Genomic DNA, 15399 nt, shown 5'->3' with positions numbered 1-15399 from the left:
TTACTTCTTGCGCACGGCGCGAGCGAGCGTGGCCGCCAGCGCGAGGGTGACGATCACCGGGAGGAGCCACCAGGACGCGGTGGTCTGCGTGCTGAGCGCGGCGGTGCCGGCGAGGGCGGCGATGACGAGGACGGCGACGAGCGGGTCGTCGCCGACGACGAAGTCGTACCAGAACAGCCCGAAGGACTTCAGTTTGCCCACGCGGCGCGCCTTCTCTTCAGGGCCCAGACGGCGCCGAGCGCGACGAGCAGGATGTAGGCGAGGACGAGGGGGAGCGCGGCGTCGTTGCCGGGCCAGTGGGCGCTGGCACCTTCGGCACCCCAGAAGAGGCCGAAGCCGGTGAGCATCACGCCGACGGCGAACTTCATGGTGTTCTCCGGCACCCGGGCCAACGGCGCCTTGATCGCGATCCCCGCCGCGCACACCGCGAGCACCGCGGCCACGGCCGCGACCGCGGCGAGCGGGATGTCGTGCTGGTTGGCGCCGAAGGTGAGGGCGATGAAGGCCACCTCCAGGCCCTCCAGGACGACGCCCTTGAAGCTGAGGGTGAAGGCGTACCAGTCCTCGACGAGCGACTTCTTCGAGGCGACGGCCTCCTGCGCCGCCTTGATCTCGCGCTGGTAGGCGGCGGCCTCGTCGCGCAGGTCCTTGTACCCGGACGCGCGCAGGATCGCCTTGCGCAGCCACTGGAGCCCGAAGGTGAGCAACAGCCCGCCGACGACGAGCCGCAGCGTCTTGAGCGGCAACACGGTGAGCGCCGGCCCGAGCGCGGCGACGACCACCGCGAGCAGGAGAAGGCCGGCCGCGACGCCCTGGAGCGCGGAGCGCCAGCCCCGCGTCAGGCCGACGGCGAGCACGATGGTGAGCGCTTCCACGGCTTCGACGGCGCAGGCCAGGAAGACGGACAGGAGGAGGAAGGCGGTGCCCACGTGCTTAATGTAACGCGGGTTGGTGGGGGATTCGGGGTGGTGGGGGTTGCGGGTTCGCGCGGCGGGCGGTTGCGTGGCGGCGGGCAGGGCTGCGGTGTCGCAGCTGGCCAGCAGATATCAGGCCCACAGTCGAGAGCGGCGGCCGGTGCGAAGAACGACGGCGGTGGGCTGCGAGTCAGTGGCAGAGCGCGAAGGCTCGGCAGCGCGGGCAGGCGGCGGTGGCCTTTTGCGCGGCGGTGCATAGGTTGAGCGCGGTGGGCTGCTGGCGGGCGGCGTTGCGGTGAGTTGCGGATCGCGAAGGCAAATGTGGTGGCATTTCGCGGGGTGGCTGTGCGCGGCGGTGCATAGGCTGGGCGCGGAGGGCTGCTGGCGGGCGGCGCCGTGGTGCGATGCGGATCGCGAAGGCAAATGCGGTGGCATTTCGTGCGGCGGCTGTGCGCGGCGGTGCACAGGTTGAGTGCGGAGGGCTGCTGGCGGGCGCAGGCGGCGGGATGCCGAGTGCGGCGGGGTGGGCATATTGCGAGAGCGGCGGCGCAGGGGTGCAGCGGATGGGCGCGAAGTCTCGGTAGTCCGGCGGGTTGCGGCGGGGCAGCTGGCGAGCGGCGCCGTGGTGCGATGCGGATCGCGAAGGTAAATGCGGTGGCGCGTGCGGGCAGGCGGGCACCAAATGCGGTGATGCGGTGATGCGGTGATGCGGTGGCGCAGGGGTGCATTGGTGGCTGGCGGTCGGCGGGCACCAGTTGCGGCGGTGCGGCGCTGGCGGGCTGGCTGTGCCGTGCGAGCGGTGTGGATCCGGCGGTCCGCGCGCACCGGTCGGTCCATCGCCCAGCGCCCTCGCTAGATTGGCGCCATGCGATCTTCCTCCCGCGCGGTCGGGCTGGCACTCGGTTTCGCCGCCGATTGGTACTTCGGCGATCCGCGGCGGGGGCATCCTGTGGCGGGGTTCGGGCGGGTGGCTTCGGGGGTGCGGCGGGTGCTGTATGCCGATTCGCGCGTTGCCGGCGTCGCCTACGCGGGCGTGCTTGTGGCCGGGGCGGGTGCCTTGGGGGTTGCGGCGGAGCGTGTTGGGCGGGGGCCGGTGGCGGGGACCGTGTTGACCGCCGCTGCTACCTGGACCGTGCTTGGTGGCACGTCGTTGCGGCGGGAGGCGGCGGCGATCGGGGAGTCGTTGGAGGCCGGCGACCTTGCGGCGGCTCGGGAGCGGTTGCCGCATCTGTGTGGGCGCGATCCGCGGGGGCTCGATGCCGATCAGATTGCGCGGGCTGTTGTGGAGTCGGTGGCTGAGAACACGTCTGATGCCGTGGTGGCGCCGCTGTTCTGGGGTGCGGTGGCGGGGATTCCGGGGTTGCTGGCGTATCGGGCGTCGAACACGCTCGATGCGATGGTCGGCTACCGCAACACCAAGTACCGCAACTTCGGGTGGGCCTCCGCGCGCCTCGACGACGTCCTCAACTGGGTTCCCGCACGCTTCACCGGTGCCGTGACGGTCGCGGTGGCGCCGGTCGTCGGCGGCAGCCCGTCGCGCACGCTCAGTGTTCTGCGACGCGATGGGGCGCGGCATCCCAGTCCGAATGCCGGGCGGTGCGAGGCTTCTGCGGCCGGGGCGCTGGGAGTGCGGCTCGGGGGGATGAATACGTACGGCGATGTCGTCGAGGATCGGCCGGTCATGGGGAGCGGTCGTGCGCCGCGCGTCGCAGACATTCGGCGGGCCGCAGTGTTGTCCGCCACAGTCGGGCTCGCCTCGGTCGCCGCCGCGGCACGTCTGGCGAACGTCGTCACGGCGCGTCGACGGCCCGGCCGCTGAGCCGCTGAGCCGCTGAGCTGCCACCCACCACCCGGACTTCGCAGCACCGCGGATCTGGCACACTGTCCACCAAGACGACAGTCCAGGAAGCCCGTGCGAATCGGGCGCTGTCCCGCAACTGTGAGCGGCCCACCCCCGCGAGCCAGGAACTGCCTGCCGTCCGCACCCCACATCAGCCCGAGGCGGAGCGCGGACTCCGCGAGAGGAAGTGCCGTCGCATGCCCGCGCGCGTTCTGTTGTTGTCGACAGCCGACACCGAACTCCTGGCCGCCCATGCCTGCGGCGCCCCCTACCGCACCGCCAACCCGGCGCGCCTCGACCCCGACGCCCTCGCGCGCCTGCTGGGCGAGGCCGGGGCTGACGTCGCCGTCCTCCGGCTCCTCGGCGGCCACCGGCCGTGGCGCTGGCTGGTCGAGGCGATCACCGCCAGCGGCCTGCCGGCGGTCGTCCTCGGCGGCGAGGCCGAGCCGGACGCCGAGCTCATGGCGCTCTCGACGGTGCCCGGCGGCGTGGTGACCGACGCGCTCAAGTACCTCACCGCCGGCGGCCCGGGCAATCTCGAACAGCTCGCGAACTTCCTCACCGACACGGTCCTGGGCGGCGGCGAGGGCTTCGAGGCGCCGCAGGCCATGCCGGAATTCGGCGTCCACGGCGACCGCGAGCAGCGCGAGGGACGGCCCACGGTCGGCATCGTCTTCTACCGGGCCCACGAGCTCTCCGGCAACACGGCTTTCGTCGACACCCTCGCCGAGGCACTCGAAATCCGCGGCGCCAACGCCCTCCCCGTCTACTGCGGCTCCCTGCGCGGCCTGTCCGACGACGCCGGCAAGGGCCTCGTTGAACTCCTCGGCCGCTGCGACACGCTCGTGGTCACCGTCCTGGCCGGAGGCGGCGCCACCGCCGCGGACGCCAGCGCCGGCGGCGACGAGGACGCCTGGGACGTCGGCGCGCTGGCCGCCCTGGACGTCCCGGTCATCCAAGGGCTCTGTCTCACCTCCTCCCGCCAGGCATGGCAGGACTCTGACGCGGCCCTCACGCCGATGGACGCCGCGATGCAGGTCGCCATCCCGGAATTCGACGGCCGCCTGATCGCCGTCCCCTTCTCCTTCAAGGAGACCGGCCGGGGCCAGGACTCAGAGGCGGACATCCCGGTCTACGTCGCCGACGAAGAACGCGCCGCACGCCTGGCCGGCATCGCCTACCGGCACGCCGCCCTGCGCGGCATCCCCAACCGCGACAAGAAGCTCGCGCTCGTCCTGTCCTCCTACCCGACCAAGCACGCGCGCGTCGGCAACGCCGTCGGCCTCGACACCCCGGCCAGCGCCGTCCGCCTGCTGCACGCGCTGCGCGCGGCCGGCTACACCGTGGGCGACTTCCCCGACGACGGCGACCAGCTCATCCACCGCCTGATCGCGGCCGGCGGCCACGACGTCGAATGGCTCACCGAGGAGCAGCTGGCCGCGGCGCCCGCGCGCGTCCCGCTGCGTGACTACGAGTCCTGGTTCGCCTCGCTCCCCGAGGACCTGCGCGAGGGCATCCGCCGGCACTGGGGCGAGCCGCCCGGCGCGCTCTACGTGGACGGCGACGACATCGTCCTGGCCTCGCTCCAGTTCGACAACATCCTGCTGATGATCCAGCCCCCGCGCGGCTTCGGCGAGAACCCGATCGCCATCTACCACGACCCCGACCTGCCGCCGAGCCACCACTACCTGGCCGCCTACCGCTGGCTGGAGCACAGCTTCGGCGCGGACGCCGTGGTGCACCTGGGCAAGCACGGCACGCTGGAATGGCTCCCCGGCAAGGGACTGGGCTTGTCAGAGTCCTGCGCCCCGGACGCCGTCCTCGGCGAGCTGCCGCTGGTGTACCCGTTCATCGTCAACGATCCCGGCGAGGGCACGCAGGCCAAGCGGCGCGGGCACGCCACCGTCGTGGACCACCTGATGCCGCCGATGGCCCGCGCCGACACCTACGGCGACCTGGCCAAGCTGGAGCAGCTGCTCGACGAGTACGCGACCGTGCAGGCGCTGGACCCGGACAAGACGCCGGCGGTGCGCGCGCAGATCTGGACCCTGATCCGCGCCGCGCAGCTGCACCACGACCTGGCCGCGATCCTGCACGGGGACGTCGACCGGCAGCCCGACGACGGCGACTTCGACGACTTCGTGCTGCACCTGGACGGGTACCTGTGCGAGATCAAGGACGTGCAGATCCGCGACGGGCTGCACATCCTCGGGCGCGCACCGGAGGGCGAGGAGCTGGTCGCCGACGTGCTGGCGATCCTGCGCGCCAAGCAGGTCTTCGGCGGGGTGAACGGCGCGGTCACCGGGTTGCGGCAGGCGTTGGCGGCGTACGTCGGGCTCGACGAGCAGGTGCTGCTCGCCGAGCCGGGGGCGGCGGTGAAGGTGCCGGAGCTGCTGGCGGAACTGGCCGGCGACGACGGGGCGCCGGCCCGGTCCGCGTCCGATGCCGTGGACCTGCTGGAGAAACTGGCCCGGCGGCTGGTGGACGCGCTGGCCGCACAGGGCTGGGATCCGGCGGCGGTGCCAGGGGTCTGCGATGCGGTGCTCGGCGCTGCGGCGCAGGCCCGCGCGGCGGGGTCGGCAGTAGCGCCGGCAGCGGAAGAAGAGCCGGCATCGGAGGCATCGGAGATCGCGGCCGTCCTGCGCTTCGCCGCCACCGAACTCGTCCCGCGCCTGGCCCGCACCACCGACGAGATCGCCAACGTAATGCGCGCCCTCGACGGCCGCTACATCGCGGCCGGCCCCTCCGGCGCCCCGACTCGGGGGCTTGTCAGTGTTCTGCCGACCGGCCGCAACTTCTACTCCGTCGACCCGAAGGCCATCCCCTCGCGCAACGCCTGGGACGTCGGCGTGGCCCTCGCTGAGTCGCTGATCGCGCGCCACCTCGCCGACACCGGCGAGTACCCGCGCTCGGTCGGCCTGACCGTCTGGGGCACCTCGGCGATGCGGACCCAGGGCGACGACATCGCCGAGATCCTGCACCTGCTCGGCTGCCGTCCGGTGTGGGACGAGGCCTCGCGCCGGGTCACCGGCTTCGAAGTGGTGCCGGTCGCCGAGCTGGGCCGGCCGCGCATCGATGTCACGGTTCGTATCTCAGGATTCTTCCGTGACGCCTTCCCGCACGTCATCGCGCTCATTGATGACGCCGTCCAGGCTGTCGCAGAGCTCGACGAAACCGCCGCGGACAACTACGTCCGGGCGCACGCCGACGCCGACACCGCCGCGCACGGCGACCGCCGCCGCGCCACCACGCGCGTGTTCGGCTCCAAGCCCGGGGCGTACGGGGCCGGCCTGCTGCCGCTGATCGACGCCCGCGACTGGCGCACCGACGCCGACCTCGCCGAGGTCTACGCGGTCTGGGGCGGCTACGCCTACGGCCGGGGCCTGGACGGCCGCGAGGCGCGCGGCGACATGGAGAACTCCTTCCGGCGCATCCAGGTCGCGGCGAAGAACCAGGACAACCGCGAGCACGACATCGTCGACTCCGACGACTACTTCCAGTACCACGGCGGCATGGTGGCGATGGTGCGTTCGCTGACCGGCACCTCGCCGGCGGCGTACGTCGGCGACTCGGCGGTGCCGGAGGCCGTCCGGACCCGGACGCTGGCCGAGGAGACGCACCGGGTGTTCCGGGCCCGCGTGGTGAACCCGCGGTGGGTGGCGGCGATGCAGCGGCACGGCTACAAGGGCGCCTTCGAACTGGCCGCGACGGTCGACTACCTGTTCGGCTACGACGCCACCGCCGGGGTCGTGGACGACTGGATGTACGAGCAGTTGGCGCAGACCTACGTCTTCGACGAGACGAACCGCGCGTTCATGGAGCGCTCGAACCCGTGGGCGCTGCGCGGGATCTCCGAACGGCTGTTGGAGGCCGCCGAGCGCGGGCTGTGGGCCGAGCCGGAGGAGCAGACGCTGGACGGGCTGCGCCAGGTGTTCCTGGAGCTGGAAGGCGAGCTCGAAGGGGAGTGACGCCACCTTCCCCGCCGGATAAATGACAGGAAGATCCGGCGGGGTGCTTGCTAGGCTCCGTGACCATGTGTTGCAACGCGCTGTTCATTCGCATCCGCCTCTGACGGCGGGTAGCGATCCCCTGATCTGCGATTCCCGCCGCATCCGAGTCCCTGCCGGTGCGGCCGCTCAGTGCTGCCCGGCTTCGATCGCGAGCGAGCCGCGGAGCAGCACATGCAGTACCAGAAGACTTCTGAATTCCTTGGTGGACGCCACGAACTCGGCCAGAACTTCCTGGCCGATCCCGCGCTGATCGCCGCCATCCAACGGCTGGTCCGGGACGAGACGCGGGGCCCGATCATCGAGCTCGGGGCCGGCGACGGCGCCCTCACCGGACCGTTGTCGCGGCTGAACCGGCCGGTCACGGCGCTGGAGATCGATCCGCGGCGGGTGCGGCGGCTCCAGCGGCACTTCGGCGACGACGGCGTGGACAGCGTGGACGTCAGGCAGGCCGACGTCCTGCGCCACCGCTTCCCGGCCGCGCCGCACATGATCGTCGGCAACGTGCCGTTCCACCTCACGACGGCGATCATCAGGAAGCTGCTGTCCGAGCGCGGATGGAGCAGCGCGGTGCTGATCGTGCAGTGGGAGGTGGCACGGCGCCGGGCCGGGGTCGGCGGGGCGAGCATGCTCACCGCCGCGTGGTGGCCGTGGTACGACTTCCGCCTGGTGCGGCGGATCCCGGCTTCCGCGTTCCGGCCGGTGCCGTCGGTGGACGCCGGGCTGCTGCTGATGCACCGGCGGGCCGTGCCGCTGGTCGACGGCCGCCAGGGGTATCAGGCCTTTGTGAAGCAGGTCTTCCAGGCGCCGGGGCGCGGGCTGGAGGACATGATCGGCCGCACCGGGCGGGTGCGGCGCGCGGAGCTGCGGGAGTGGGTCCGGTGGAGCCGGATCCCGGCCCGGGCCCTGCCCAAGGACCTGGCGGCCGAGGACTGGGCCCGGTTGTGGGAGCTGGTGCGGGACTGAACCGCCGTCAGCTCACCGCGTCAGCTCACCGCACCAGCGGCCTTGAGCGACTCCAGCAGCTTGGCCGTGCGCAGGCCGTCGCTGTGGTCGCGGGACTCGGCGATCAGGCCGTCGACGACCTGGATCACGTTGATCGAGGGCAGCTCGAAGCCCTCCCCGGTGGGGGCCAGTGTGCCGACGACGGTGAACTCCACGACCGCGACCTGCGGGTCGGCAGTTTCGTGGATGGTGACGTTCTTGACCTCGCTGTAGTGCAGGTACTGCGCGAAGCCGGTCATCCGGGCGCGCAGCGCGGCGTTGCCGCGCGACTCCTGGAACTCCCGCGGGGCGAACGGGTTCGTGACCACGACGTCCTCGGCGTAGAGGTCGGCGAGGTCGTCGCGGCTGCCCTCGATGACGGTGCGCAGCATCAGTTCGACGGTTTCGCGGGTGGTGCGGACGTGCTCGGACATGCGGATCTCCTCGACGGATGCCAAGTGGGGCGAGCGCCCCGTTTCGCTGTCCGGAACGATACGGGGCGTCCGCCCCGGTTGTCGAGGGGGGTTACGCTGGCGCTGTGAACGGGTCCGTTGATGCCGATGTGACCGGCGGCGCCGCGCAGTCGACCGCCGAACGCCCGCTGCGCGCCGACGCGCGCCGCAACCGCGCGCGCGTTCTGGCGGCGGCGGCCGAGGCGTTCGCCGCCGAAGGGCCGGCGGTGCCGCTGGACGAGATCGCGCGCCGCGCCGGCGTCGGCGCGGGCACGGTCTACCGGCACTTCCCGACGAAGGAGGAGCTGCTGGCGGCCGTGCTCATCGCACGGATGGAGACGATGCTGGCCGAGGTGCGCAGCGCGCTGGCGGCGCCGGATCCGGGGCTGGCGTTCTACGGCTTCTTCGTCACCATGACCGTCGACGCCCAGGACAAGATGGACCTCGCCGAGGCGTTGATGAGCCACGGCGTGGACATCCGTGCCGCGGTCGGCGACATCGCCGGTGCGCTGAAAGGGGCGCTGGCCGATCTGCTGCGGCGGGCTCAGGAAGCCGGCGCGGTCCGTTCCGATGTGAGCGTCGAGGACCTGCACGCGCTGGTGATCGGCGCGATCGCCGCCGCGCGAGCCGCGTCGTCGGACGATGTGCCGCGCGTGGCGGGGTTGGTGGCCGACGGGTTGCGGCCGCGTCCCGACAGCTGAGCCGATGGCCCGGTGAGCCTTGGCCGCCGCCGGTCCGGCGCCTAGGGTAATGGCTGGCAGGAGGGTGCGATGATGACTACTGACCAGGCATTCACCACACGTCCGGAGCTGAGCGGCACGTTCGGCATGGTGTCGAGCACGCACTGGCTCGCCTCGTCGGCGGGCATGGCGTTGCTGGAGCGCGGCGGGAACGCGTTCGACGCCGCGGTGGCCGCGGGGTTCGTGCTGCACGTCGTGGAACCGCATCAGAACGGCGCCGGCGGCGACCTTCCGGTGGTGTTCGCGCGCGGGGACGACAAGCGGCCGACCGTGTTGTGCGGGCAGGGCGTGGCGCCGGCCGGGGCGACTGTGGAGCACTTTCGCGACCTTGGTCTGGCGCTCGTGCCAGGCTCGGGGTTGCTGGCGGCGGCGGTTCCGGGGGCGGTGCCGGCGTGGCTGACGCTGCTGCGCGACCACGGGACGATGGAGCTCGCCGACGTGCTCGGGTACGCGATCGGCTATGCGCGCGACGGGTATCCGGTCACGCCGGCGATATCGCAGTGCATTGCGGATATCGAGCCGATGTTCCGGGAACACTGGACGCCGTCCGCCGACGTTTACCTTTCTGGCGGCGGGGTTCCGGCTGCGGGTTCGGTGTTCCGGAACCCGGCGCTGGCTGCCACGTACCAGCGTTTGGCCGACGCGTCCGGGGCGTCGGGAGCGACCCGCGAGGCGCGGATCGACGCCGCGTTGGACGCGTGGAACCAGGGGTTCGTCGCTGAGGCGATCGATGCTTTCGCGCGCACCGCTTGGCGGGATTCCTCGGGGTCCGATCATGCCGGTGTTATTACGGGTGCTGATATGGCGGCATGGCAGCCTTCTTATGAAGAGCCGGTCCGTTACGACTTCGGCGGCTATACGTTCTGCAAGACCGGCTCCTGGGGTCAGGGGCCGGTTCTGTTGCAGCAGTTGGCGTTGCTTCAGGGGCAGGAGCTCGGCGAGCCGGGGTCGGTGGACTTCATCCATCGGGTGGTGGAGGGTGCCAAGCTCGCCTTCGCCGATCGTGAGGCCTGGTACGGCGACGGCTTCGACACGCCGCTGGAGGCGTTGCTCTCGCCGGCGTACAACGCCGAACGTCGCGCGCTGATCGGTGAGGTGGCGTCGCTGGAGCTGCGTCCGGGGTCGCCGCAGGGGCGCGTGCCGGTGCTGCCGATCCGTCCTGAGCTGCCGATACCCGTCGACGCGTCGACCGGGGAGCCGGTCGCGTCGGGTGCGGGGCGTGGCGAGGCGCGCGGGGACACGGTTCACGTGGACGTCGTCGACCGGTGGGGGAACATGGTCGCGGCGATGCCGAGCGGCGGGTGGCTGCACTCGTCCCCGGTGATTCCCGCGCTCGGGTTCTGCTTGGGGACGCGGATGCAGATGACGTGGCTGCAGGACGGGCTTGCCAGCACCCTGACACCCGGGCTGCGGCCCCGGACCACGCTGTCGCCGACGCTGGCGCTGCGCGGGGAGGAGTCGGTGCTGGCGTTCGGCTCGCCCGGCGGGGACCAGCAGGACCAGTGGCAGCTGCTGTTCGTGCTGAACCATGTGCTCGGCGGGATGGACCTGCAGGCGGCGATCGACACGCCGACGTTCCACACCTCGCACTTCCCGGAGTCGTTCTACCCGCGGCCGGCGTACCCGGGGCGGATGGTGGCCGAGGCGCGGCTCGGCGCCGCGGTCCTGGACGGGCTGCGGCGCCGGGGGCACGACGTCGTGGTGGCGGGGGAGTGGGCGCTCGGGCGGATGTGCGTGGTCGGGCGGGATCCGGAGCGCGGGTTGGTGCGGGGGGCGGCCAATCCTCGGGGGATGCAGGGGTACGCGGTGGGACGGTAGCGGCGAGGCGGTGATGGCGGCTATGGCGGCATGGCGGCGGTTTGGCCGGGATGACGGCCTAGGGCGCCATGCCGGACTCGATCTGGATCGTGTCTCCGACGGCCAGGTGGTCGTAGAGCCAGACCGCGTCGCCGATGAAGAGCTCGATGTCACCGTGCGTGGCATTCGTCTTGCCGACATTGGGTTGCTGCCAGGGCGCGGCGAAGATGGCTGGTGCTTGCGGACCGAAGTCGATGTAGTAGGAGACGGAGATGTTGTAGTCCCCGTCTACCGAGGTAAGTGGCTTTGACTGCTTCTTGCCGACGACGGTGAAGGTCCCGGTCTTGGTCGGGTACGCCGGAATGCCGGCCGTGATCGGCAGGGTCTTGATGACCTTGCCCTGCGCGTCGCGGATGGTCATTGAGTGCTGACCCAGATCGACGGTGGCAGTTGGCGGCGCCTCGGCCGACGTGCTTGGCGTCGCGCCGCTTGTCGATGTCCGGACGCTGCTGGACGCGGGCGGTGAACCCGACACGTCGTGCCGCGACCCGCCGGACGGACGCAACGTCAGTCCGGCGGCGCCGGCGATCGCCAGGACCAGCACCGGTGCCACGGCCAGTGTCGTGGTGTGGCGTCGGCGCCGCTGGTCGCCCCGGGCCCGCACGCCGGCCGGGGACCGGACCGCGGCTTCCTGTTCCAGGCGTGCGGCGCCGGCGGTCAGGCGCTCGTCGAAGGTGCCGGGCACGTCGAAGTTCTCAGGCATGGCTGGACCTCTCGCTTTCCTTGTCGAGTGCCTTGGCGAGCCGCTGGTCGAGGTGCGGGTCGAGGTGCTGGTCGAGCCGCTGGTCGATGTGTCGTTGGTCGAGCACCGCGGTCAGCGGCCGGGCCGCCCGGCCGTCGGCAGCCGGGTCGGCCAGCAGCGTCGCCAGCGCGGCGCGTCCCCGCGAAAGCCGTGCCTTGACCGTCCCGGTCGGGGCACCGACCTCGGCGGCGACCTGCTCGACGGTCAGCCCGGCGATGTGGAACAGCACGATCGCCCGCCGCTGCTTCTCCGGGATCCGCCGGAGCGCGGCGACCAGCACCACGGAGTCGGGGCTGTGCTCGGGGACGTCGCCGGGCGGTCCGTGCCGCCGGTGCGCGGCGACCCGCCGGACCGCCGAGCGCCACGCCGACACCTTGATGCGATAGGCGACGACCCGGACCCAGGCGGCCGGGTCGTCCGTCTTCGACACGGTGTCCCAGCGCTGCCAGGCCCGGGCGTAGGCCTCCTGGACGGCGTCCTCGGCCTCCGAGGAGGCGTCCCCGAGCAGCGCGACGATCTGCGCCGTGACCCTGCGTACCGTGCCGAGATAGAACTCGTCGAAATCCTGCTCCGCTCCCACCGGTTCCCCTCACCGTGGCCGTGACTGGCTCGTCACCCCACCACGACGCCGGCGGCGGAACCGGGGTTGCATCGCCTTTTTCAGGACGCGGCGCGCCAGCCGGGCGTGCGGCCGAGATGCAGCAGCACCTGGTCGAGCGCGGAGGCGCCCTCAGGAATCTCCAGCGCCGGGACGAACGCCGCGCCGTCGGCGGTCCGGTTGTCGCCGTTCGGCACCGCCAGCGTGATCCGCACCGCCGCCTCGTCCATCTCCGGCCGCAGCTCGAACGGCAGCCCAAGGGTGACTGCGACGTCCCAGGCGTGCACGACGTAGTCGATGAAGTGGAAGCCGATCGCCACCCGCGCCGGGAAGCGCGGCGGCCTGATCGAGAACTCGGGCAGGTCGACCACGGTGTCCAACTCCTCGCCGAGCTCGGCGAACGCCGCCAGCACCTCCTCCGACGCGGCGAGGTACTGCTGCACGGCGTCGGCCCCGGCCGGCGCGAACTCCCAGTGCTTCATGTCGGCGCCGTCACCCCGCGCCGCCGCCGCGAAGCCGTGGTGCTGCACGGTCATGTGGCCCAGCAGATCCGCGAGCGTCCAGCCCGCACACGGAGTCTCCCGCCCCAGGTCCGTGACCTGCACCTGCCTGACGATGTCCATGCTGTCGCGCACCGCTCGCGCGTTCAGGTCTCTGATATCGGTCATGTGTCGATGATCCGCCGGTGTTGGTCCGCTGGTCCACCGGGGTTGGCGAAGGGGGTGTGAACAGGCGTTTAGGATGCGGAGGGTGACGGATGAGGTGCGGCAGGCGGCACAGGCGGCACAAGCGATACGGACGGCGCGGGTGGCGCGCGCGATCGGAGCCGTCGTCGGTTCGGCGGTCGGCGACGCGCTGGGGGCGCCGTTCGAGTTCGGTCCGGCTGGGGCGTTCTCGGCGAAGTACCCGGCGCCGGGATCGACGACCTCTGAGATGGGCGGCGGTGGCGGCTGGGATCCCGGCGAGGCGACCGACGACACCCAGATGGCGGTGCTGGTCGCGGACTCGCTGCTGGAGCGCGGGGGCCTGGACCCGGCCGACATCTTCGAGCGGTTCCGGCGCTGGGCCGCCTCCGATCCCAAGGACATCGGGACGCAGACCGAGTCCGTCCTGACCAGCGGCGATCCCTGGGACAGCGCGGCCGGCCTGCACTTCTGGATCACCGGACACGCGGCGGGCAACGGCTCGCTGATGCGGGCCTCCACGTCGGCGGTGTACTTCGCGGCGGCCGGTCGCGAGGCGACGATGGACGCGGCGCGGCGCATCGCGGCCCTGACCCACGGCGACCGCGCGGCGTGGGAGGGTACTGCGGTCTTCCACGAGCTGGTGCGCCTCGCGCTCGCGGGAGAGGACCCGATCGCCGCGCTGCCCGAGGTCGTCGAGCTGATCCACCCGGATCATCGCGAGCGGTACGCCGCGATCCTGGCGCCGGACTGGCATCCGAGCATGGCCACGGAGTTCAACGGCGCGGTCTGGCCGTGCCTGGCCTCGGCGGTCTGGGCCGTGCGGACTACGCCAGACTACGAGGCCGCCGTTCGTGCGGCCGTGGACCTCGGCGGCGATACGGACACTGTGGCGGCCGTGACCGGCGGTCTGGCCGGCGCCGTCCACGGCTTCGACGCCATCCCGGCGCGCTGGACCGAAGCGCTCCACGTCCCCGTCCCCGGCTGGGGAGACCGGGTCCTGCGGTATCCGGACCTGGTCGTCATGGCCGAGCGGCTGGTGGGGGCCGCCACCCAATAGGCTTGGCCGCATGAACCAGTTCGCCGCCTCCGGTCCTGTGCAGTTCGACGGCGCCGCCGTCACGGTCGTGGGGGCGAGGGTCGTCGGGTTGTCGGCCTCGGCGGCTTTGCTGGCGCGCGGGGCGCGGGTGACGTTGGTCGATCGGTATGACGACGAGGCCACCACCGCTCGGGCCGCGCAGGCCGCGGAGCAGGGGGCGACGCTGCGCCTCGGCGATGACGAGACGTTGCCAGCCGGGACCGAGCTGCTGGTGGTGAGTCCCGGGATGCCGCCGTCGGCGCCGATCGTGGCGGCCGCGCGCGAGGCCGGGGTGCCGATCTGGGGCGACGCCGAGCTGGCGTGGCGGCTGCGGGCGCCGTTGCCGGACGGGAGCTACGCGCCGTGGCTGGTCGTGACCGGGACCAACGGCAAGAGCACCACGGTGCGGATGGCCGAGTCGATGCTCAAGCAGGCCGGTAAGGGTGTCGTGGCGTGCGGGAACATCGGGTACCCGGTGCTCGACGCGGTGCTGCGGGGGCAGGCCGGCGGGGAGGCCGGGGAGCCGTTCGAGGTGCTGGTCATCGAGCTGTCGAGCTACCAGCTCTACTGGAGCTCGACGCTCAGCCCGCTGGCCTCGGTCGTCCTCAACATCGCGCCGGACCACATCGACTGGCACGGCTCCTACGCCGACTACGTCGCCGCCAAGGGCCGCGCCTACGAGAACTGCCAGGTCGCGGCCGTCTACAACGCCGCCGACCTGGAGACCGTGCGGTTGGTGGAGGAGGCCGAGGTCGTCGAGGGCTGCCGCGCGATCGGGTTCACGCTCGGCGCGCCGGGCCTGTCTATGCTCGGCGTGGTCGACGGGATCCTGGCCGACCGGGCCTTCGTCGACGACCGCCGGAACAGCGCCGCGGAGCTCGGCACCATCTACGACGTCGAGCCGCAGGCCCCGCACAACATCGCGAACGCCCTGGCCGCCGCTGCGCTGGTGCGCGCCTACGGCGTGGAGCCGACGGCGGTCCGCGACGGCCTGCGCGAGTTCCGCCCCGAGCCGCACCGCATCGCCTGGGTGGCGCGCATCGACGGCGTGGACTTCGTCGACGACTCCAAGGCCACCAACCCGCACGCCGCCTCCGCTTCGATCGGCGCCTACGACCACGTGGTCTGGCTGGCCGGCGGCCTGGCCAAGGGCGCGGACTTCGACGACCTCGTCGAGCGGCACGCCAAGCGCCTGCGCGGCGCGATCCTGTTCGGCGCCGAACGCCACCTGGTCGCCGAGGCGCTGCGCCGCCGGGCCCCTGACGTGCCGGTGGTGGACCTCGGCGGGCCGGGGCCGGACGGCGCGGCCGAGGTGATGGCGCAGGCGGTGACGGCCGCGCGCGCGATGGCGGTGTCGGGGGACACGGTGCTGCTGGCTCCGGCCTGCGCTTCGATGGACATGTTCACGTCGTACGGGCAGCGCGGCGACGTGTTCGCGGAGGCGGTGCGCGCGGAGAAGGCGCAGGCTGCGGGAGAAGACGGCGCCTGAGGCAGGCGACGTGAA

Annotated in this window: 12 protein-coding genes, 1 pseudogene and 1 riboswitch; of the genes and pseudogenes, 7 read left to right on the top strand and 6 right to left on the bottom strand. The window is 72.2% G+C overall.

The genetic code is table 11. The features are described 5' to 3' along the window. Both ABH920_RS29400 and ABH920_RS29395 read right to left on the bottom strand, forming a co-directional pair. Entirely contained in the window at positions 1-201 is a 201-nt protein-coding gene (locus ABH920_RS29400; RefSeq protein ID WP_370352408.1) for a hypothetical protein, read from the bottom strand. After that, the gene (locus tag ABH920_RS29395) at positions 189-929 is read right to left on the bottom strand and encodes a COG4280 domain-containing protein (RefSeq protein ID WP_370352407.1); all 741 of its coding nucleotides are present in this window, start codon (positions 927-929) and stop codon (positions 189-191) included. The genes ABH920_RS29400 and ABH920_RS29395 overlap by 13 nt, the downstream gene beginning before the upstream one ends. Before the next feature lie 850 nt (positions 930-1779). Here ABH920_RS29395 and ABH920_RS29390 point away from each other — a divergent pair. From ABH920_RS29390 to erm, 3 genes are all read left to right on the top strand, one after another. Beyond that, positions 1780-2733, top strand: coding sequence for a cobalamin biosynthesis protein (locus tag ABH920_RS29390; RefSeq protein WP_370352406.1), 954 nt, complete (start codon positions 1780-1782; stop codon positions 2731-2733). 83 nt (positions 2734-2816) lie between these two features. Beyond that, positions 2817-2885, top strand: a riboswitch (cobalamin riboswitch). Between the two features lie 66 nt (positions 2886-2951). Continuing rightward, positions 2952-6722 carry a cobaltochelatase subunit CobN gene (gene cobN / locus ABH920_RS29385; protein WP_370352405.1) on the top strand — a complete coding sequence of 1257 codons (3771 nt, stop codon included), beginning with the start codon at positions 2952-2954 and terminating at the stop codon, positions 6720-6722. A 213-nt stretch (positions 6723-6935) separates the two neighbouring features. Continuing rightward, entirely contained in the window at positions 6936-7727 is a 792-nt protein-coding gene (gene erm / locus ABH920_RS29380) for a 23S ribosomal RNA methyltransferase Erm (protein WP_370352404.1), read from the top strand. A gap of 20 nt (positions 7728-7747) precedes the next feature. On the opposite strand, the gene ABH920_RS29375 is transcribed toward erm, so the two are convergent. Continuing rightward, entirely contained in the window at positions 7748-8179 is a 432-nt protein-coding gene (locus ABH920_RS29375; RefSeq protein ID WP_370352403.1) for a nuclear transport factor 2 family protein, read from the bottom strand. A gap of 104 nt (positions 8180-8283) precedes the next feature. Between ABH920_RS29375 and ABH920_RS29370 the strand changes: the two genes are divergently transcribed. After that, entirely contained in the window at positions 8284-8898 is a 615-nt protein-coding gene (locus tag ABH920_RS29370) for a TetR/AcrR family transcriptional regulator (RefSeq protein WP_370352402.1), read from the top strand. Between the two features lie 69 nt (positions 8899-8967). Beyond that, the gene (locus ABH920_RS29365) at positions 8968-10755 is read left to right on the top strand and encodes a gamma-glutamyltransferase family protein (protein ID WP_370352401.1); all 1788 of its coding nucleotides are present in this window, start codon (positions 8968-8970) and stop codon (positions 10753-10755) included. Between the two features lie 58 nt (positions 10756-10813). Here the strand turns inward: ABH920_RS29365 and ABH920_RS29360 are convergent, their stop codons facing one another. From ABH920_RS29360 to ABH920_RS29350, 3 genes and pseudogenes are all read right to left on the bottom strand, one after another. Beyond that, the gene (locus tag ABH920_RS29360; RefSeq protein WP_370352400.1) at positions 10814-11497 is read right to left on the bottom strand and encodes a L,D-transpeptidase; all 684 of its coding nucleotides are present in this window, start codon (positions 11495-11497) and stop codon (positions 10814-10816) included. Positions 11498-11645: 148 nt separating this feature from the next. Next, positions 11646-12116: pseudogene (locus ABH920_RS29355) on the bottom strand (SigE family RNA polymerase sigma factor); the annotation flags it as partial. An 80-nt stretch (positions 12117-12196) separates the two neighbouring features. After that, positions 12197-12802 carry a TIGR03086 family metal-binding protein gene (locus ABH920_RS29350; protein WP_370352399.1) on the bottom strand — a complete coding sequence of 202 codons (606 nt, stop codon included), beginning with the start codon at positions 12800-12802 and terminating at the stop codon, positions 12197-12199. 139 nt (positions 12803-12941) lie between these two features. On the opposite strand from ABH920_RS29350, the gene ABH920_RS29345 reads away from it, so the two are divergent. Together ABH920_RS29345 and murD are read left to right on the top strand one after the other, a co-directional pair. Beyond that, positions 12942-13877 (top strand): ADP-ribosylglycohydrolase family protein, encoded by a 936-nt coding sequence (locus tag ABH920_RS29345; protein WP_370352484.1) that lies wholly within the window; start codon positions 12942-12944, stop codon positions 13875-13877. Between the two features lie 10 nt (positions 13878-13887). Beyond that, positions 13888-15384: a UDP-N-acetylmuramoyl-L-alanine--D-glutamate ligase gene (gene murD, locus ABH920_RS29340; protein ID WP_370352398.1), complete on the top strand. Its 1497-nt coding sequence runs from the start codon at positions 13888-13890 to the stop codon at positions 15382-15384. Positions 15385-15399 lie beyond the last annotated feature (15 nt).

This window comes from Catenulispora sp. EB89, from assembly GCF_041261445.1.
Classification (GTDB): Bacteria; Actinomycetota; Actinomycetes; order Streptomycetales; family Catenulisporaceae; genus Catenulispora.
This window is presented reverse-complemented; position numbering and strand designations above follow the sequence as displayed.

Coding starts and splice junctions, on each gene's coding strand:
- ABH920_RS29390 (WP_370352406.1), top strand. CDS start 1,780: ATGCGATCTTCCTCCCGCGCGGTCGGGCTGGCACTCGGTTTCGCCGCC.
- cobN (WP_370352405.1), top strand. CDS start 2,952: ATGCCCGCGCGCGTTCTGTTGTTGTCGACAGCCGACACCGAACTCCTG.
- erm (WP_370352404.1), top strand. CDS start 6,936: ATGCAGTACCAGAAGACTTCTGAATTCCTTGGTGGACGCCACGAACTC.
- ABH920_RS29375 (WP_370352403.1), bottom strand. CDS start 8,179: ATGTCCGAGCACGTCCGCACCACCCGCGAAACCGTCGAACTGATGCTG.
- ABH920_RS29365 (WP_370352401.1), top strand. CDS start 8,968: ATGATGACTACTGACCAGGCATTCACCACACGTCCGGAGCTGAGCGGC.
- ABH920_RS29360 (WP_370352400.1), bottom strand. CDS start 11,497: ATGCCTGAGAACTTCGACGTGCCCGGCACCTTCGACGAGCGCCTGACC.
- ABH920_RS29350 (WP_370352399.1), bottom strand. CDS start 12,802: ATGACCGATATCAGAGACCTGAACGCGCGAGCGGTGCGCGACAGCATG.
- murD (WP_370352398.1), top strand. CDS start 13,888: ATGAACCAGTTCGCCGCCTCCGGTCCTGTGCAGTTCGACGGCGCCGCC.